The 16,770-nt window shown below is 73.8% G+C and carries 15 protein-coding genes; 6 read left to right on the top strand and 9 right to left on the bottom strand.

Annotated features, from left to right (window positions below; genetic code table 11):
• Positions 1-96: 96 nt before the first annotated feature.
• The gene (locus D7318_RS23770; protein WP_147437791.1) at positions 97-642 is read right to left on the bottom strand and encodes a hypothetical protein; all 546 of its coding nucleotides are present in this window, start codon (positions 640-642) and stop codon (positions 97-99) included.
• A 137-nt stretch (positions 643-779) separates the two neighbouring features.
• Between D7318_RS23770 and D7318_RS23765 the strand changes: the two genes are divergently transcribed.
• Entirely contained in the window at positions 780-1,967 is a 1,188-nt protein-coding gene (locus D7318_RS23765) for a helix-turn-helix domain-containing protein (protein ID WP_120699230.1), read from the top strand.
• A gap of 11 nt (positions 1,968-1,978) precedes the next feature.
• On the opposite strand, the gene D7318_RS23760 is transcribed toward D7318_RS23765, so the two are convergent.
• Positions 1,979-2,878, bottom strand: coding sequence for a glycosyltransferase family 2 protein (locus D7318_RS23760; protein WP_120699229.1), 900 nt, complete (start codon positions 2,876-2,878; stop codon positions 1,979-1,981).
• Entirely contained in the window at positions 2,865-3,746 is an 882-nt protein-coding gene (locus D7318_RS23755) for a glycosyltransferase family 2 protein (RefSeq protein ID WP_120699228.1), read from the bottom strand. Before D7318_RS23755 ends, D7318_RS23760 begins: the two co-directional genes overlap by 14 nt.
• Positions 3,747-3,837: 91 nt before the next feature.
• Between D7318_RS23755 and D7318_RS23750 the strand changes: the two genes are divergently transcribed.
• Both D7318_RS23750 and D7318_RS23745 read left to right on the top strand, forming a co-directional pair.
• A complete protein-coding gene (locus D7318_RS23750; RefSeq protein ID WP_120699227.1) occupies positions 3,838-4,803 on the top strand; it encodes a polysaccharide pyruvyl transferase family protein in 966 nt (321 codons plus the stop codon).
• Between the two features lie 74 nt (positions 4,804-4,877).
• Positions 4,878-7,034, top strand: coding sequence for a catalase (locus D7318_RS23745; protein WP_120699226.1), 2,157 nt, complete (start codon positions 4,878-4,880; stop codon positions 7,032-7,034).
• 200 nt (positions 7,035-7,234) lie between these two features.
• Here the strand turns inward: D7318_RS23745 and D7318_RS23740 are convergent, their stop codons facing one another.
• Positions 7,235-8,545 carry an NAD(P)/FAD-dependent oxidoreductase gene (locus D7318_RS23740; protein ID WP_120699225.1) on the bottom strand — a complete coding sequence of 437 codons (1,311 nt, stop codon included), beginning with the start codon at positions 8,543-8,545 and terminating at the stop codon, positions 7,235-7,237.
• A gap of 129 nt (positions 8,546-8,674) precedes the next feature.
• A complete protein-coding gene (locus tag D7318_RS23735) occupies positions 8,675-9,370 on the bottom strand; it encodes an ANTAR domain-containing response regulator (RefSeq protein WP_120699224.1) in 696 nt (231 codons plus the stop codon).
• 81 nt (positions 9,371-9,451) lie between these two features.
• Between D7318_RS23735 and D7318_RS23730 the strand changes: the two genes are divergently transcribed.
• Positions 9,452-10,618, top strand: a complete 1,167-nt coding sequence (locus D7318_RS23730; protein WP_120699223.1) for a PAS domain-containing protein — start codon at positions 9,452-9,454, stop codon at positions 10,616-10,618.
• Here the strand turns inward: D7318_RS23730 and D7318_RS23725 are convergent.
• Together D7318_RS23725 and D7318_RS23720 are read right to left on the bottom strand one after the other, a co-directional pair.
• Positions 10,515-11,078 (bottom strand): DUF6328 family protein, encoded by a 564-nt coding sequence (locus D7318_RS23725; protein WP_220729778.1) that lies wholly within the window; start codon positions 11,076-11,078, stop codon positions 10,515-10,517. The two genes, D7318_RS23730 and D7318_RS23725, sit on opposite strands and share 104 nt — an antisense overlap.
• A gap of 4 nt (positions 11,079-11,082) precedes the next feature.
• On the bottom strand, positions 11,083-11,892 hold the full coding sequence (locus tag D7318_RS23720; protein ID WP_120699222.1) for a SigB/SigF/SigG family RNA polymerase sigma factor: 810 nt from the start codon (positions 11,890-11,892) through the stop codon (positions 11,083-11,085).
• Between the two features lie 295 nt (positions 11,893-12,187).
• On the opposite strand from D7318_RS23720, the gene D7318_RS23715 reads away from it, so the two are divergent.
• Entirely contained in the window at positions 12,188-13,795 is a 1,608-nt protein-coding gene (locus tag D7318_RS23715; RefSeq protein ID WP_230424013.1) for an SLC13 family permease, read from the top strand.
• Between the two features lie 131 nt (positions 13,796-13,926).
• A complete protein-coding gene (locus D7318_RS23710) occupies positions 13,927-14,130 on the top strand; it encodes a hypothetical protein (RefSeq protein ID WP_147437789.1) in 204 nt (67 codons plus the stop codon).
• A 143-nt stretch (positions 14,131-14,273) separates the two neighbouring features.
• On the opposite strand, the gene D7318_RS23705 is transcribed toward D7318_RS23710, so the two are convergent.
• Together D7318_RS23705 and D7318_RS23700 are read right to left on the bottom strand one after the other, a co-directional pair.
• Positions 14,274-15,440 carry a Gfo/Idh/MocA family protein gene (locus D7318_RS23705; protein ID WP_120699219.1) on the bottom strand — a complete coding sequence of 389 codons (1,167 nt, stop codon included), beginning with the start codon at positions 15,438-15,440 and terminating at the stop codon, positions 14,274-14,276.
• Positions 15,437-16,210, bottom strand: coding sequence for a sugar phosphate isomerase/epimerase family protein (locus tag D7318_RS23700; protein WP_120699218.1), 774 nt, complete (start codon positions 16,208-16,210; stop codon positions 15,437-15,439). The genes D7318_RS23705 and D7318_RS23700 overlap by 4 nt, the downstream gene beginning before the upstream one ends.
• Positions 16,211-16,770 lie beyond the last annotated feature (560 nt).

The following is a 16,770-nucleotide window of genomic DNA, read 5'->3' as shown; positions in this document are numbered from 1 at the left end:
GGGAACCCATCCACCCCCCGCAGGGGAACGCGCGGCACCCGCCCAAGCGCACCAGCCCCCCGCAGGGGAACCCGCGCGCCACCGCGCGGAAACGGCTCAGCCCCCCGCAGGGGGGTGGCATGGGCAGGCGCATGGCTCGACGCGGACGCCGTAGACGTCGGGGTGGGCCATGGTCGGGGTGGTGCCGTGGCGGCACCCGGGGTGCTGGCCGATGCCGCACTCGACGGATCGGTAGGGGCGGGTCAGGGCGCGGTGCCCGGCCAACTCGTCGTTCAACGCCGCGCGCAGCAGCGGCGGATCGGTCAGCGGGCCCTGCGGCGGGCTGGCCCACCACAGCGCGGCGGTGGCGGGGGCGTCGGCGGCGGGGACGAGCAACGTCCGCCCCGCGGCGGCCACACCGACCCCGGGCAGCGCCCAGCCGACCGCCCCGCCCGAGGGGACGAGCCACCAGTGCTGCCCTGCCCGCTGGTCGCCCACCACGGGGCCGACGGCGCCGCCGAGGCGGGCGAACGCGCCGATGCTGACCACGCAGGGCACGCGCACGGCGTCGAACCAACGCCCGCACGGCACACGGCGGATCTCCTCCGCGGCGGCGGGCAACCACTCGGGGGCCGCGGGGTTCGTTGCACGAGGGTCCGACACGGGGGCGCCTCCCATGGGCGTGAGAGGGGTGCTTGAGTCATCACCCTGAGTAAACCGGCTGGCACCGGAAAGGTGCTTGCACACTCGTTGCACAAAGTGACCACATGAGTCGTCTGTGTCAGTGCCACCATGGTGGCATGACCTCGCATCAGATCGCGCCGGGGACCCACTTGGCGAAGCTCCGTGCCGCGCGCGGCATGTCACAGGTGGGCCTCGCGCGCAAGGCGAACATCTCGGTGTCCCTGCTGTCCAAGATCGAGGTGGGCAGCCGGACGCTCACCCCGGCCGCCGCCGCGGCGCTCGGCAGAGCCATGGGACTCACGATGGACGAGGTGCTCGGCAAGGCGCCCGTCGCGGCGGCCGAGGCCGAGTCGCTGCGCGATCTGCGCGGCGCCATGCGCGACTTCGACCTGCCGGGAGCGGTGGCCGTCGAGCCCGCCGAGGTCGCCGCGGACCTGCGGCGGGTCAGCGAGCTGCGCGACGCCGTGGAGTTGACCCGGCTCACCGGCATACTGCCGCCCCTGCTGCGCAAGGTGACGGCCCACGCGCACGACGCCCACACCACCGAGGCGTGGGCGGCGCTCGCCGAGACCTACTCGGCCGTCTACTGGCTGGCCGCGCGGCACCGTTGGATGGACCTGGCCGAGGTCGCGGTGGCGCGGCAGCGGTGGGCGGCCGAGCAGCGGGCCGACCCGCTCGTCCAGGCGATCGCGGACCGGGACAGGGCGGGGACGTATCTCAACTTCGGGGACTGCGAGGGCGGTCTGACCGTGATCGACCGCGCCATCGGCGCCGCGGAGGAGCGGCTGACGGGCGAGCGGCGCGCGATCGCCACCGGGATCCTGCACCTGCGCGGCATGACGCTGGCGGGGCGGCTGCCGGACAAGCGGGAGGCCGAGCGGCAGGCGGACAAGCACATCCAGTACGCGCGGCGGCTGTGCGCGTCGTTCCCCGACGACTTCCGCGTCCACGGGCTGACGTTCGGGCCGCGCAACGCCCTGACCCACGAGATGGCCACGCTCGTCGACCTCAAGAAGCCCAAGAAGGCGCTCGCCCTCACAGGGGACCTCGCCACCGCGCTCGCGGGCCTGCCCCCGACGCGGCTCGCGCCCAGCTTCATCGCCCAGGCCCGCGCCCAGCTCGACACCGGCGACGCGGGCGCCGCCCTCGAGAGCCTCGCGAGGGCGCACCGGATCGCCCCCCAGATGGTGCGGATCCACCCCATGGCCCTCGAGGTGCTGCGCGTCGTCGACTCGCTGCACAAGCGCAGCAATCCCCTGCTCAACAGGCTCCGCACGGTCATCGGCCCCTTGCCCGCCCCCTGAGGGGGACGGCGTCACCCCACATAACGCCGGGCCGTCGAGGCGCGTTGGGCCGTCTCGAGCGTGCGCAGCCGCGCCTCGACGGGCGGCGGGACGGGGTCGCGGGAGCGCAGGATCCACGGAAGACCCGCGGCCGCGCGGAGCAGGGCTCCGGCCGTGGCGCGGTCGCGGGGGACGGTGCGCAGCAGGTGCGCGGTGCGGCGCAGGGCCGGGCGGGCCGGGCGGCGCAGCCAGGTGAACCAGAGCGTGTTCCTGATGCCGTCCGCCCTGCGGCGCGTGGCGTCGCGCACCGCCGACGGCGCGTGGTGGATCGTCAGGCTCTCGTCGAACATCAGCCACCAACCGCGCGCCATCAGGTCGGCGGCGAGCAGCTCCTCCTCGCCGCCGAGCCACAGCCGCCGCGAGAAGCCGCCCGCCGCCCGGAACGCGTCCGTGCGCAGCACCGTGGCCGCGGCGAGGAACGAGCCGAGCGCGGGTCCAGGCAGCCACCCGGGCCGCGGCAGGGGCGAGGAGCGCAGCTCGGCGACGATCGGGTCCTCCTCTCCCCCGGGCTCCACGAGGATCCGCGCGGTCACCGCGCCGACGGCCGGGTGCGCGTCGAGCAGGTCGGCGGCGGCGGCGAGCGAGCCGGGGTCCCACCACGTGTCGTCGTCGCAGAAGGCGACATAGGGCGAGGTGACCTCGCGCAGGGCGAGGTTGCGGCCGACCGCGCCCAGGTTGGCCCCCGGGGTCAGCACGCGGACCTCGGGGTGCGCGGCGGCCACGGCGTCGGCCGTGCCGTCGGTCGAGCCGTTGTCGGTGACGAGCACGCGGGGGCGCTCGGGGAGCGCCGCGAGCCGGTCGAGGGTGTGCAGCAGCTCGGCCCTGCGGTCGCGGGTGATGATCACCACGGAGACGCGGTCATCCGGCGGCATGGCTCAGCTCCAGGCGTTCGAGTCGTCGGACATCGGCCTCCACGTCGTCGGGCAGCGTGCGGCGGCCGCGCCAGGCCGCGGGCAGCCGCGGCACCAGCTGGCCGAGGGCGCGCCGCGCCGCGCGGTCGCCTGGTGCCTCGCGGGCCAGCCGCCACGTGTCGCGCAGCGCGACGGGAAGGGGGCGGCGCAGCCACGACGTGAGGACCTCGTTGCGGCGGACCAGCGTGGACCGGCGGGCGCGGGGGTCGGTCGACGGGTGGTGGACGGCGGTGACGCGGGGCGCGTAGCAGACGTCCCAGCCCGCGGCGGCGAGGTCGTAGGCGAGCAGGGTCTCCTCGGCGCCGAAGAACAGCAGCGGGTGGTAGCCGCCGACGTCGAGGAACGCCGAGCGGCGGGCGACGGCGGCGCAGCCGAGGAAGCCGAGCACGGGCGGGCCCGGCAGGTCGGGGCGGCGGGTGAGCGGGGAGCCCGCGAGCACGGCGTTGAGCGGGTCGGGGGCGCGCCGCGGGCCGACCTCGGTCCTGGCGGCGACCAGGCCGATCCCGGGGTTGGCCTCCATCAGCTCGGCGGCGGCGGCCAGCGCGCCCGGTTCCCACCAGGAGTCGTCGTCGCTGAAGGCGATGTAGCGCGCGGGCAGGGACCGCACGCCGTCGTTGCGCGCCAGCGCGCCCCTGTTGCGGGGCAGGGCGAGCACCTGGACGCCGGGGAAGCGCTCGGCGAGCAGCGCGGGCGTGCCGTCGGACGAGGCGTTGTCCACGACGAGGACGGGTGGGCGCTCCGGCAGGGACGTCAGCCGGTCCAGCGTGGTGACCAGGCTGGACGCGCGATTGCGGGTGGCGATCACCACCCCCACCAGAGGTGTGGACACGGGCGCCGAGTGCCCCGCGGCGATGGGTCCAAACGGGCGCAACGCGGGCCCGCCGCCGTTTCGCCCCCGGGGGCCAGGGGACTCGGCCCTGATGACGAGCGACGGCGCGGGCGATGGCGCGAGCGATGGCGGGAGAACGCTGCTGACCGGCTGGTTCAGCCTGGTGGACGGCGAGGTGACGGCGGGGGACGTGCTGGCCCTCGACCGGGTGCGGCACGTGCTCGACGAGGCGGGGATGCGCTACGACGTGGCGTGGAGCCCGCGCTTCGAGCCGCGCGGGCGGGCCATCGACGACATCAGGCCCGAGGACTACGGGCTGCTGGTGTTCGTGTGCGGGCCCGTGCACGGGCCGCGGATCGCGGAGCTGCACGAGCGGTTCGCGCACTGCCGCAGGGTGGCCGTGGGGGTCTCGGCGATCGACCGCGGTGACCCCGCGTTGACGGGATTCCACGAGGTGCTCGCGCGGGACGGGACGAGCGGCCAGCCCACCAGGGACCTGTCGCTGCGCGCGCCGCGCGGGGCCGCGACGCCCGTGGTCGGGGTGCTGCTGACATCGGGGCAGCGCGAGTACGGGGACGCGCGGCTGCACGACGTGGTGGCCGCGTCGGTGCGGGACTGGCTCGCGGGCAAGGACTGCGCGCCCGTGGTGCTCGAGAGCCGCCTCGACTCGCGGGACGGGCTGCTGTGCGGGACGGCCGAGCAGTTCCAGTCGGTGGTCGAACGGCTCGACGCGGTCGTGACGGACCGGCTGCACGGCCTCGTGCTGGCGCTGCGCGGCGGCGTCCCCGCCATCGCGATCGACCCCGTGCGCGGCGGGGCCAAGGTCTCGGCGCAGGCCAGGGCGTGCCGGTGGCCCGCGCTCGTGCCGGGGGAACGCGTCGACGCGCGGCGGCTCGACGTGTGGCTCACCTGGTGCCTCGACCGGGGCCGGGTGGCGGCGCGGCGGCGTAGGGACGAGCTGATCGGGGCACCCGATCGCGCCGACGAACTGGTGGCCGCGCTGCGCGCCCCCGACGCTGGAGGGATGAGCAGCGCCGCGCCAGGGGTCGGCTCGTGAGGCCGCCGCGTGCCCACGCACCGGAGCGCCGCACCGGAGCCCAGGGAACCGGAGCACAGGAAGGGGAGTCACCCATGCCGGACGACGAAGCCTCCGCCAAGCGGGAGCAGTTGGAGCCGTCGCGCGACCACCAGGACGAGGGACCACTGACGACGGCCTCGGGCACCCCGGTCGACGACACGGACAACTCACTGCGGGTCTCGGAGCGCGGCCCGACCCTGCTCGAGGACTTCCACTTCCGCGAGAAGGTCACCCACTTCGACCACGAGCGCATACCCGAGCGCGTGGTGCACGCGCGGGGCGCGGGGGCGTACGGGCGCTTCAGGCCCTATGAGTCGCTCACCGAGTACACCAAGGCGGACTTCCTCCAGGACCCGGCGCGCGAGACGCCGGTGTTCGTGCGGTTCTCGACGGTCGCGGGCTCGCGCGGCTCGGCCGACACGGTGCGGGACGTGCGCGGCTTCGCCACCAAGTTCTACACGCGCGAGGGCAATTACGACCTGGTGGGCAACAACTTTCCGGTGTTCTTCATCCAGGACGCCGTCAAGTTCCCCGACTTCGTGCACGCGGTGAAGCCCGAGCCGCACCACGAGATGCCGCAGGCGGCGTCCGCGCACGACACGTTCTGGGACTTCTGCTCGCTCCAGCCCGAGTCGATGCACACGGTGATGTGGCTGATGTCCGACCGGGCGATCCCGCGCAGCTACCGGATGATGCAGGGCTTCGGGGTGCACACGTTCCGGCTGGTCAACGCGGCGGGGCGGGGCACGTTCGTCAAGTTCCACTGGCGTCCCACGCTGGGCGCGCACTCGCTCGTGTGGGAGGAGGCGCAGGCGATCGCGGGCAAGGACCCGGACTTCAACCGCCGTGACCTGTGGGAGTCCATCGAGCAGGGCGACTTCCCCGAGTACGAGCTGTGCCTCCAACTGGTGCCCGAGGAGGATGAGTTCAGGTTCGACTTCGACCTGCTCGACGCGACGAAGCTGATCCCCGAGGAGACGGTGCCGCTCCTGCCGGTCGGGCGGATGATCCTGGACCGCAACCCCGACAACTTCTTCGCCGAGACCGAGCAGGTGGCGTTCCACACGGCCCATGTGGTGCCGGGCATCGACTTCACCAACGATCCGCTGCTCCAGGGCCGCAACTTCTCCTATCTCGACACCCAGCTGATCCGGCTCGGCGGCCCCAACTTCCAGCAGATACCGGTGAACCGGCCCGTGTCCACCGTGACCACGACGCAGCGGGACGGCTACGGCCAGCAGCGGATCGACGTGGGGCGCACGAGCTACACGCCCAACTCCCTCTCCGGCGGCTGCCCCGCGCTCGCCGCGCCCGACGCGGGCGCGTACGCGCACCACCAGGAGCGCGTGGACGGCGCGACGATCAAGAAGCGGAGCGACAGCTTCGCCGACCACCACGGCCAGGCGACGCTCTTCTGGAACAGCATGGCCGACTGGGAGAAGGACCACATCGTCGCCGCCTACCGCTTCGAGCTGGGCAAGGTGACGTTCGCCGAGGTGCGCGAGCGGACCGTGGACCAGCTCAACCACATCGACCACACGCTGGCCACGCGCGTCGCCGAGGGCATCGGGGTGCCGCCGCCCAAGGAGCCGGCGGTCGCCAACCACGGGCGGACCTCGCCCGCGCTGAGCCTGGCCAACAGCCCCACCGGCTCGATCGCCACGCGCCGCGTCGCCATCCTGGCGGCGGACGGCGTGGACGCGGCCCATGTCGAGGCGCTGCGCGACGCGCTCGCGGGCGGCGGCGCGATCCCCGAGGTGCTGGCGGCCAGGGACGGCGAGGTGCGCTCGGCCGAGGGCCCATCGGGAACGGAGCCGGTGACGGTGGACCGCGCGATGAGCACCATGGCGTCGGTCCTGTACGACGCGGTGTGCGTGCCGGGGGGCGTCGAGAGCGTGCGGGCGCTGGGCGACGACGGGTCGGCGCGGCACTATGTCGCCGAGGCGTTCAAGCACGGCAAGCCGATCGCGGCGCTCGGCGAGGGCGTCGAGCTGCTGCGCGCGCTCGCGCTGCCAGGGGTGCGGCTCGCGACCGAAGGGGCGGGCGAGGGTGAGGACGGCGACGGGGGCCCCGGCGACGGCGTGGTGGACGAGCGGGGCGTGGTGACCGGGGCCGAGGGCGTCGACGTCTCGACGGTGATCACGGCGTTCGCCGACGCGATCGCCTGCCACCGGCACTGGGACCGGGACACCGACCGCACCGCGGCCTGAGGACCTGAGACCTGAGGACCTGAGGACCTGAGGGACAGGAGAACGGGCCCGGCCGTGGCGGCCGGGCCCTTTCCCGCGCCCGCCCGCCCCTCTTCCGGGAAGCGACGGGCGGGCGGCGGGGCTCTCCTTGCCCTGCGCTTACCCGCCGACGCCGCCCCCATACGGGCGTGCGCGGGCGTGCGGTGATGTACGCCGGCGCCTCAGCCCGGCGTACGCGCCAGCTCGGGCGACGCCGTGTCCAGCGGGACCGAGCCCGAGCGGACCATGCCCAACTGCACGGCCTGCCGGGGCTGGACGGCCTCGAGCAGCCAGTCGGTGGCGACCCTGACGCGGTTCGCGGGCATCGACATCAGGTGGTAGCCGCGGGTCACCGCGCCCGCGAGCGGGCCCGAGAGCGGGATGTGGAACGGGTTGGCCGCGCCCTGGATCCCGCCGAGGTCGACGGCGAAGCCGCGGTCGTGGTGCTCGTAGGGGCGGCGTTCGGCCACGCCCAGGTGGGCGGCGACGTTGCGGGCGACCGTCCTGCCCTGCCGCCAGGCGTGCTGCGCGGTCATCGCCGTGAACTGCCCCGGCTGCGTCACATCGGGCACCGCGGCGGCGTCGCCGCACGCGAACACCTCGGGGTGGCCCGGCACGTTGAGATACGGGTCGACGACGAGGCGGCCGCGCTCCGTGGGCAGCCCGACGTCCGACACCAGCGGGTCGGGGCGCACGCCCACGCACCAGATGAGGCAGCGGGTCGGGACGGCCTCGCCGTTCTGGAGGACCACCCCGCCGTGGGTGGCTTCCTTGACCGAGAGCTCCGTGCGCACGTCGACGCCGCGCGCCCGCAGGACGCGGTCGGCGGTGCGGGAGAGGCGTTCGTCCAGCTCGGGCAGGACCCGGGGCGCCACGTCGAGCAGCATCCAGCGCGGCTCGACCGGGTGGCCACCGGCCCTGCGGGTGCGGCGCGCGAGCGTGTCCGCGAAGATCTTGCCGTGCGCGGCGACCTCGGTTCCGGTGTAGCCCGCGCCGACCACGACGAACGTCGAACGCGCCCTGCGCTCCTCCTCGTCCTCCGCGTAGGAGGCCAGCTCGAGCTGCCGGACGATGTGGTCCCGCAGGTACAGCGCCTCGGGCAGGCCGCGGAAGCCACGCGCGTGCTCGGCCACGCCGGGGATGGGCAGCAGCCTGCTGACCGAGCCGACGGACAGGATCAGCGAGTCGTACCCGATGTCGGCCTCCCGGCCCTCGGGGTCGGTGTAGCGCACGCGGCGCCCTTCGAGGTCGACGTCGCTCGCCTCGCCCAGCACCAGCCGGACGTGCGGCAGCGTGCCGGTCAGCGAGACGGTGACGCGGCGCGGCTCCAGGATCCCCGCGGCGACCTGCGGGAGCAGCGGCAGGTACAGGAAGTAGTCGGTGGGGTTGAGGAGCACGATCTCCGCGTTCTTCCTCAGCCTGCGGGAGAGCGTGCGCGCGGCCTGGTACCCGGCGAAGCCCGCTCCGACGATCACGATCCGGGTCCGGCTCATGGGTTCGCACCTTTCGCTTGGGACCTTCTCGATTCGGACAGGGTGGGGAACGGCGAGTACCCCCGGACGGCCGAGTGATGCGGCACGTGTGATGCGGCCTTGTGATGCGGCCAGGTGCCGCGGCCGGGATCAGCGGGCGAGCGCCGCCTTCAGGCCCGCGCCCTTGGTGGCCACCACGCGCTCGGCCAGGTCGGCGAGCCTGCTGTTGGTGCGCTGCGACTGCCGGCGCAGCAGGTCGAACGCGGCGTCGGCGTCGCAGCCGAGAACGTGCATGAGGATGCCGCACGCCTGGTCGATGACGGGGCGGGAGCGCAGGGCGGTGTCCAGCTGGTCCACCTCGGTGAGGGCGCGTTCGTAGGCGCGGTCGCGCGCGATCGTGCGGGTGGCGAGGTCGCCGATCAGGGTGGCCACGATCCGGGTCCTCGCGTCCATCAGCCCGGGGCGGAAGCCACACAGCGTGACGGTCACGGTCAGCTCGTGGTGGCGGAAGGGGAGCGTGACGCTGGAACGCACGCCCCGTTCGAGCGCCAGCGCGCGGTACGCGGGCCAGCGCCGTTCGGCCAGCAGGTCGTCGGCGCCCGCGGGCTCGCCGGTGCGCATCGCGGTGGGCACGGGTCCTTCGCCCGCCTCGGCCTGCACGTCGAGCAGCGGGGCGAGGTCGGGGTGGGTCACCGCGGTCGAGGTCTCGAAGGGCGGCTCGTCGCCCCCGCCGAGGGTGGCCGCCGCGCCGCACGTGCCCGGCGCGCACAGGGCGGCCTCCTCGGCGAGCCTGACCAGCGAGCGGGCCGATACATCCACGGGCTGTTCGAGCGTGGCGTTCGACATGAGGATCGCCTGCCCGCAGAGATTTTCACCAAAACGGCCACCAGTGCGATGAGCCGATCGGGCGCCCCATAGAGTTCCCCCATGGCCGAGGCGGACGATTTTGGCGCGGAGCTCACCGAATTCCGCAATCGCGTGGCCGAGTTGCGCGCCACCCGTGCCCTGCCGGGGGGCATCCGCACGGCCAACCTGGACGCCGCCCTCTTCGAGCTCCAGTACGTCTCCGACGTGCTGTGGCCGCGCTACGAGCAGCTGGCCGCGAGCGCGCGGCGGGCGGCGGGGCCCGCCGACCAGAGGGAGCAGCAGGTGCTTCGCGCGGTCTTCCAGCGGCTGCCCCTCCCGGTCCTGCTGCTTGACCGGGACGGCGTGGTCAGCCGCCTCAACTTCGCCGCCAGTCAGCTGTTCGGCCTGCGCGCGGGCTACGCCGCGGGCCGCTCGATCACCGCGTCGCTCGCCCACGAGGAGCGGGCCGCGTTCCGTGGACAGGTGGCCGCGGTGGCCCGGCACGAGGGCAGTCGCAGCCTCTCCGTCGAACTGATGCGCGGCATAGCGGGGGGTGACCAGGGCCCGGTGCGGCTTTGGGTGACGCTGACCGCCGTGCGGCCCCCTGGGCACCGGCGCACCTCGGTGCTCGCCGTGTGCCAGCCCGCGGGCGGGCCAGGGCACATCGGGTCGGCGGACGAGCCCGAGGCTCCGCCGCGTCCTGGGCCCGATCCCGGCGAGGTCAGCAGCCATGTGGCGCTGATGGACCTGCTCGACGACATGGCCGCCACGCTGCTCGACGAGGGGAACGCCCCCGACTCCCCGCTCCTTCGCGCGGCGCGCCTGCTGCACGGCAGGTTCGCGGACTGGGTGCTCGCCGACCGCGCCGCGCCCGGCGGCGGCCCGCTGCGCCGCGTCGCCGTGCTGGCCCCCGACGAGGGCCCAGGGGCCGAGCACGCCGCCGCGATCGCCGCCCGCGACCCGGCCGAGGCGCCGCTGATCGGCGAGGCGGCCAGGGCGGGCGGCCAGGCCCTGCGCGTGCGCCCCGAGGACCCGTACGCGCTGGGCGAGGCCGAGGACGGCGTTCCGCTGCTCGCGCTCACCGAGGCGTCGTCGCTCCTGTGCGTGCCGCTGGCGCTGCCGTCGGGGGCGGTGCTCGGGGTGCTCACGTTGCTCCGGGTCGGCGGCCGCCCGGCCTTCGAGCTGGCCGAGGCGAGCGCGGCGGAGCGGATGTCTCGTCATGTCGCGCTCGCGCTGCGTGCCTCCTGACCACATGGGGCAGCCCGCCCCACACCAGGCAGGTGAGGGCGAACGCGCCGACGCCCGCCACGATCGCGGGCCCGCGGCCCAGCACCACGTCCACCACGAGGGTCAGGGCGCCGGTGAGGGCCAGGCCGAGGAAGCCGAGGCCGATCGTGGCCAGGCGCGACGACACATCGACGATCTCCCGCTTGGCGCCGCGCCGGAACAGCGCGCGGTGCAGCGCCGCGGGGGCCGTGAACATCACGGTGGCGATCATCGCGAGCACGAGCGTGGTGATGTATATGGCCTTCTGGGCCCCGTCGACGTCCTCGAAGCGCTCGGTGAACGCCAGGGTCAACAGGAAGGCGAACAGCACCTGCACGCCCGTCTGCGTCACCCGCAGCTCTTGCAGCAGCTCCTGGAAGTTGCGGTCGTCGCGCTCGGGCGGGGTCTCGTTCCGCTCGCGTTTCGGGGGCATCCCGCGCATCTCGTCATCCTGCACCGCCCGCCTCCACCTCTTGCCGAAGGCGCGAGCACGTGCGGGTGAGCAGGCGGGAGACATGCATCTGGGAGATGCCGATCCGCTCGGCGATGCCGCTCTGCGTCATGCCGCGGAAGAAGCGCAGGTAGAGGATCTGCTGTTCGCGTTCGGGAAGCTGGCGCAGCCGGGTGCGGACGGCCTCGCGGTCCACGACGCGGTCGTACCCCGGCTCGGTGCGGCCGAGGGTGTCGAGCAGCGAGTAGCCCCCGTCCTGGGTGCCCGACAGCTCGGCGTCCAGGGAGAGAACGGTGTAGCTGTTGAGGGCTTCGAGGCCGTCCTTGGCCTCCTTGGGCGTCATGTTCGCGCGCTCGGCGATCTCCTCGACGCCCGGGCCGCGGCCGTCCGGGGTGGTGCTCAGCTCGTTGCGGGCGACGCGCACCCGGTTGCGCAGCTCCTGCACGCGGCGCGGCACGTGCATGCCCCACAGGTGGTCGCGGAAGTGGCGCTTGATCTCGCCGACGATGGTGGGCACGGCGTAGCTCTCGAACGCGGTGCCGAGCGACGGGTCGTAGCGGGTGACGGCCTTGACCAGGCCGAGGTAGGCCACCTGCTCCAGGTCCTCCAGGCTCTCGCCGCGGTTGCGGTACTGCCGGGCGAGCCGGGTGGCCATCGGCATCCAGGCCCGGACGACCCGCTCGCGCAGCGCGTTCTTCTCGCGGCCCGTCGGCATCTCGGCAAGGCGCAGGAACGCCGCCCTGGTGTCGGGCGCGTCGTGGTGCGGATGCTTGCGGCCTGACCTCTTCACAGGGGTGGCGGGCATCGGTCGGCTCCCTTCTTCGCGGATGTCGTCCCGCCGCGGGAGCACATGGACGGAAGCCGCACACGCCGGGGGGCTCGAGGCCGCTCCCGCGGGTGTGCCTGCTGTCCGAAGCACGAGGATCGCGTGCCCGGCCCCGGGGGGCGCAAACGGAAAAGTCGCGAACAATCGGACCCTGACACGTCCTCGGCGATCTTTTCGTGCGCGACGTCTGTACATTCGCGCCCGCACGGTCCAACTTCGTCGGATGCAGGCCGAGCCCGCGAAGGAGCGGGCAGCCCGACCCGGAGGTGGATCCGTGACAACCAGCGAGAGCAGGCCAGGGACCCGGACGGACGTGGAGAAGGCGCTCCTTGGGCACGCGACCTATCGCAGCCTCGGCGAGCAACGGCTCTCCCCAGCGGAGGAGCGTTTCGAGAAGGGCCGCAGAACGACCGGGCTGTGGCTGGCCCCGCTGGTGGCGCTCGTCTTCCTCGCGCTGCCCCTCGACATGGCGGCCACGCAGCAGACGCTGGCCGGGATCCTGCTCGGCGTGGTGGTGCTGTGGGTGACCGAGCCGGTGCCGATCCCGGTGGGTGGCCTGATCGGGGTCGGGGCGGTGGTGCTCTTCGGGGTGGTGGGGCCCGACGAGGCGCTCGCGCCGTTCGGCTCGTCGACGATCTTCACCTTTATCGGGGCGTTCATCCTCGCCCAGGCGATGCTCAAGCACGGCCTGGCGCGGCGTTTCGCGTTCCGCATCCTGTCGCTGCCCGGCGTGGGGCGGTCGACGGCGCGGGTGATCGTGGCGTTCGGCGCGATCACGTGCCTGCTCTCGGCGTTCGTCTCCAACACCGCGACCGTCGCGATGCTGCTGCCCACGGCGCTCGGCATACTCACGGTCATAGCCAAGCTGATGCAGGACCGCGGCCTGGTCGCCGAGGACTTCGACCCGACGCGGCTGCGGGTGGGCGCGGCGCTCGTGCTGATGCTCGCCTACGGGGCGTCCGTGGGCGGCCTGTTGACCCCGGTGGGCTCGCCGCCGAACCTGATCGGGCGCGGCCTGATCGAGGAGGCGACGGGCGAGCGGATCTCGTTCGCCCAGTGGGTGGGCATGGCGTTGCCGATCTGCGCGCTGATGTTCGTCGTGCTCGCGCTCGTGCTGCTCCTGCTCAACCGCCCGGAGATCCGCCGCATCGACGGCATCGAGGAGTATGTGGCGCGGCAGCGGGCGGAGTTGGGGTCGCTCTCGCGCGCCGAGTGGAACACGCTGATCGCGTTCTTCGTCACCGTCGTCCTGTGGATCACCCCGGGCATCGTGGGCCTGGTCGCCGGGACGGAGTCGTCGGTGTACGAGACGGTCGGCGCGCGCCTCGACGAGGGCATCGTGGCGGCGCTCGGCGCGTCGCTGCTCTTCCTGCTGCCGACGAACTGGGCCCGCAGGGAGACCACGCTCAACTGGAGCGACGCCGCCAAGATCGACTGGGGCACGATCCTGCTGTTCGGCACGGGCATCATCTTCGGGTCGCTGCTCGCCTCGACGGGCCTGGCGGAGACGATCGGCACGGAGGCCAACGACGCGCTCGGCCTCTCCAGCCTGTTCGCGCTCACGGCGTTCTCGGCGATCCTGGCGATCGTCGTCTCGGAGACCACGAGCAACACGGCGTCGGCCGCGGTCGTGGTGCCCATCATCATCCCGATCGCGGCGGCGGCCGACGTCGATCCGATGGTCCCGGCGATGGCGGCGACGTTCGCGGCGTCGTTCGGCTTCATGCTGCCGGTCTCGACGCCGCAGAACGCCATCGCGTACGGCTCGGGCGTCGTCCCCATCACCACGATGATCCGCTCCGGCTTCTCCTTCGACGTCCTCGGCTGCCTGCTGATCATCCTCGGCATGCCGCTCGTGGTCGGGATGGTCGGGCTGACCTGACCCAACGCGGGCCCAACCCGCCCTCGCGCGCCGCACGTTGGCGTTCCCCCGGCGTCGGCCCCGCCGAGGGTCTACGGTGGGGTCGGGGCGGGGGGTCCGGGTGGATCAGGGGAGAATCCGGGAGGACGACGATGGCTGTGACCGGTGACGACTGCCCGGGACCGCACCGGCAGTGCCAGGCGTGCACGGGGCAGCGGGTCGAGTTCCGCGAGACGCTGTATGTCCCTTCGACCGGCAGGGCGGCGGGCGTGGCCGCGCCCCACCGCTGCTGGCACTGCAAGGGCCGCGGCTACTACTGCCAGGCGGAGCACCGCTGCACGCCGCCCCACGAGTGAACTCCCGCCGTCCGCACGGCGTTCGGCGGGGGCCTCCGGCGGACACGACGGCGGCCGGGTGAACGCCGGAGGTCGGCACCGAGCGGACGCCGCCCGGGAGCCGGACCTCTCGCGGGTGGGGGCGCGGCCAGCGCATCAGCGCGTCAGCGCGTCAGCTCGGCCGCGTGGGGGTCCCAGTCGTCGGGGAGGGGCTCCGGGGCCGTGAACGCCGCGCCGCCGGGCGCCGGGGTGGCGACCTCCTCGAACGCACCGCGTTCGCCCGAGGCCGCGATCGCCGCCATCACCCCCAGGACGTGCAGCCCCAACGCGCCCGACGCGCGGTGGGGCTGACCCGTGCGCAGCGCGCGGGCCATCTCGAGGACGCCGAGGCCCCGGCCCACCGTCGATCCGGAGACGGGGAATTCGCGCCAGTCGGCGTCGGCGTTGCCGCGCAGCAGCAGCGGGCCGCGGAAGGTGTTGGGGTCGGGGACGCCCAGCGTCCCCTCGCTGCCGATCACCTCGAACTGGATGCGCGGCACGGCGGAGTCGAAGCTGAAGACGGACGTGGCGCGCGGCCCCGAGGCGAATTCGATGAGCGCGCTCACATGCGTCGGCACGTCGACGGGGAACGTCTGGCCCGCCTTGGGCCCCGAGCCCGTGGTCCGGGTCGCGCGGGCTTGGGCCGCCGTGGCCGCGACGCGCGCGATGGGCCCCAACAGGGCGACCAGGGACGTCACATAGTAGGGGCCGATGTCGAACAGCGGTCCCGCGCCCGGCTGGTAGAAGAACGCCGGGTCCGGGTGCCAGCCCTCGGGGCCCAGGCTCTGCACCGCGGTGGCCGCGGCTATCGGGGTGCCGATGTGCCCGGCGCGTATCGCCCGCAGCGCGGACTGGAGCCCGGCGCCGAGGAACGTGTCGGGCGCGCTGCCCACCAGCAGGCCGCGTCCGGCCGCCTCGGCGAGGATCCGCCCGCCGTCCTCCGTGGTGGTGGCGAGCGGCTTCTCGCCGTAGACGTGCTTGCCCGCGCGCAGCGCGGCGATGGCCACGTCGGCGTGGGCGGCGGGCACGGTGAGGTTGACGACGATCTCCACCTCGGGGACCGCGAGCACCGTGTCCAGGTCGCCCGCCACGGGAACGCCGTGCTCGGCCGCCGCCGCGGTGGCGCGCGCGGTGTCGAGGTCGGCGACGCCGATGACCCGGACGTCGGGGAACGCGCCGAGCGTGCGCAGGTATTCGCCGCTGATCACGCCCGCGCCGACGACGGCGACGCCGACGGGGCCCGAGCCGGTGCCGGTGGCGGGGGCGGGGGGCGTCGTGGGGGCGGTACTCATGCGGCCACCAGCCCCGAGACATGCGCGTGGCTGGCCGCGAGCGCGTCGAACAGGTCGGTGGCGCACGAGTCCAGCTCGATGACGGGGATCACCGGCGGGGCCTGCGGCGGCGTCGCGGCGACGGCCGCGGCCAGGATCTCGCGGGTCGGCATCACGCCCTCGCCCACCGCCACATGGGGCGCGTCGCTGTCGGTCAACGGCCCGTCCTTGACGTGCAGGAGCTCGGTGCGCAGCCCCAACCGCCCGAGCAGCGCGGGGACATCGGCGCCGCCGAGCGCGGCCCAGTAGGTGTCGACCTCGAGGAAGACGTCGGGCGCGAGCCCGTCGGCGAGCAGCTCGATGGCGTGCCGCCCCTCGAAGACGGGCTCGAACTCCCACCAGTGATTGTGGTATCCGAGGCTGAGGCCGTGCCGTTGGACGTCCTGGTTGACGATGTTGAGCCGGTCGACGGCGCGTTCGATGCCGTCCTCGGTGGTGAAGTCCTCGGCGGGGATGCCCGCGGGGATGATGACGCGGTCGGCGCCCAGGGTGGCGACCGCGTCCAGGATCGGGCCGGGGTCCTCCGCGTCGAGCAGGACGCGGGCGTGCGGGGAGATGACGCGCAGCCCCAGGTCGTCGACGACGCGGCGGAAGCCCTCGGGATCGTCGGTGGGGTCGAAGGGCTCGACGTAGCTGAAGCCGATGTCGGCGATGCGGCGGAGGGTCGCGTCCCGGTCGGCGGCAAGCGCCTCACGGACCGTGTAGAGCTGAACGCCCAATGCGGGGGCCATGGTTGAGCTGCCTTCCCTGAGGTCCTGTCATTCAGGCCAGAGAGGAAGATAAGCCGCGTTATTCACCCGTGGCAACGCCCCTGCGGCACTCATCGCCATCGTCTTCCCCACCACCCCCACCCCCAAGCCCGCTGCGCGTTCCGGAACGGCGGCGGAGGGCGGCGGGCCGCCGGGCGCGGCCCCCGAGGGCGCCGCGCCGTTTCGCATGCTGGAATGGCATGCGAATTCATATGGTGTTCGCATGTGGTCGCATTCCCTGGATGACCTGGCAGGTAGGCCGTCGGAGCATGACGCGGCATTGCGGGGATATTGCCCGGCGCCGCACACCGAGCGCCGCGATTCTTGACCCCGCCTCCGGGCCGTCGCTACGTTCCCCTTATGCGAAGACTGCTGCGGTTCACCCGGCGCCGCGCCGTGGACCACATGCGCGTCGCCACCGCGATCTGTCGCTGATCCCCCTTTCCCCGCCCCCACCCTCCCCTGCCGCGCGCCGGGTGTTTTCCCCTGCGCCTTTCTCCCTTGCCCCGCCCCTTTACCCGCAGCGTTTCCCTCCCCGCTTT

This window comes from Streptomyces radicis (assembly GCF_003626575.1).
GTDB lineage: Bacteria > Actinomycetota > Actinomycetes > Streptomycetales > Streptomycetaceae > Streptomyces > Streptomyces radicis.
The sequence above is the reverse complement of the archived record's forward strand: the minus strand, read 5'-3'. Positions and strand labels throughout refer to the sequence as shown.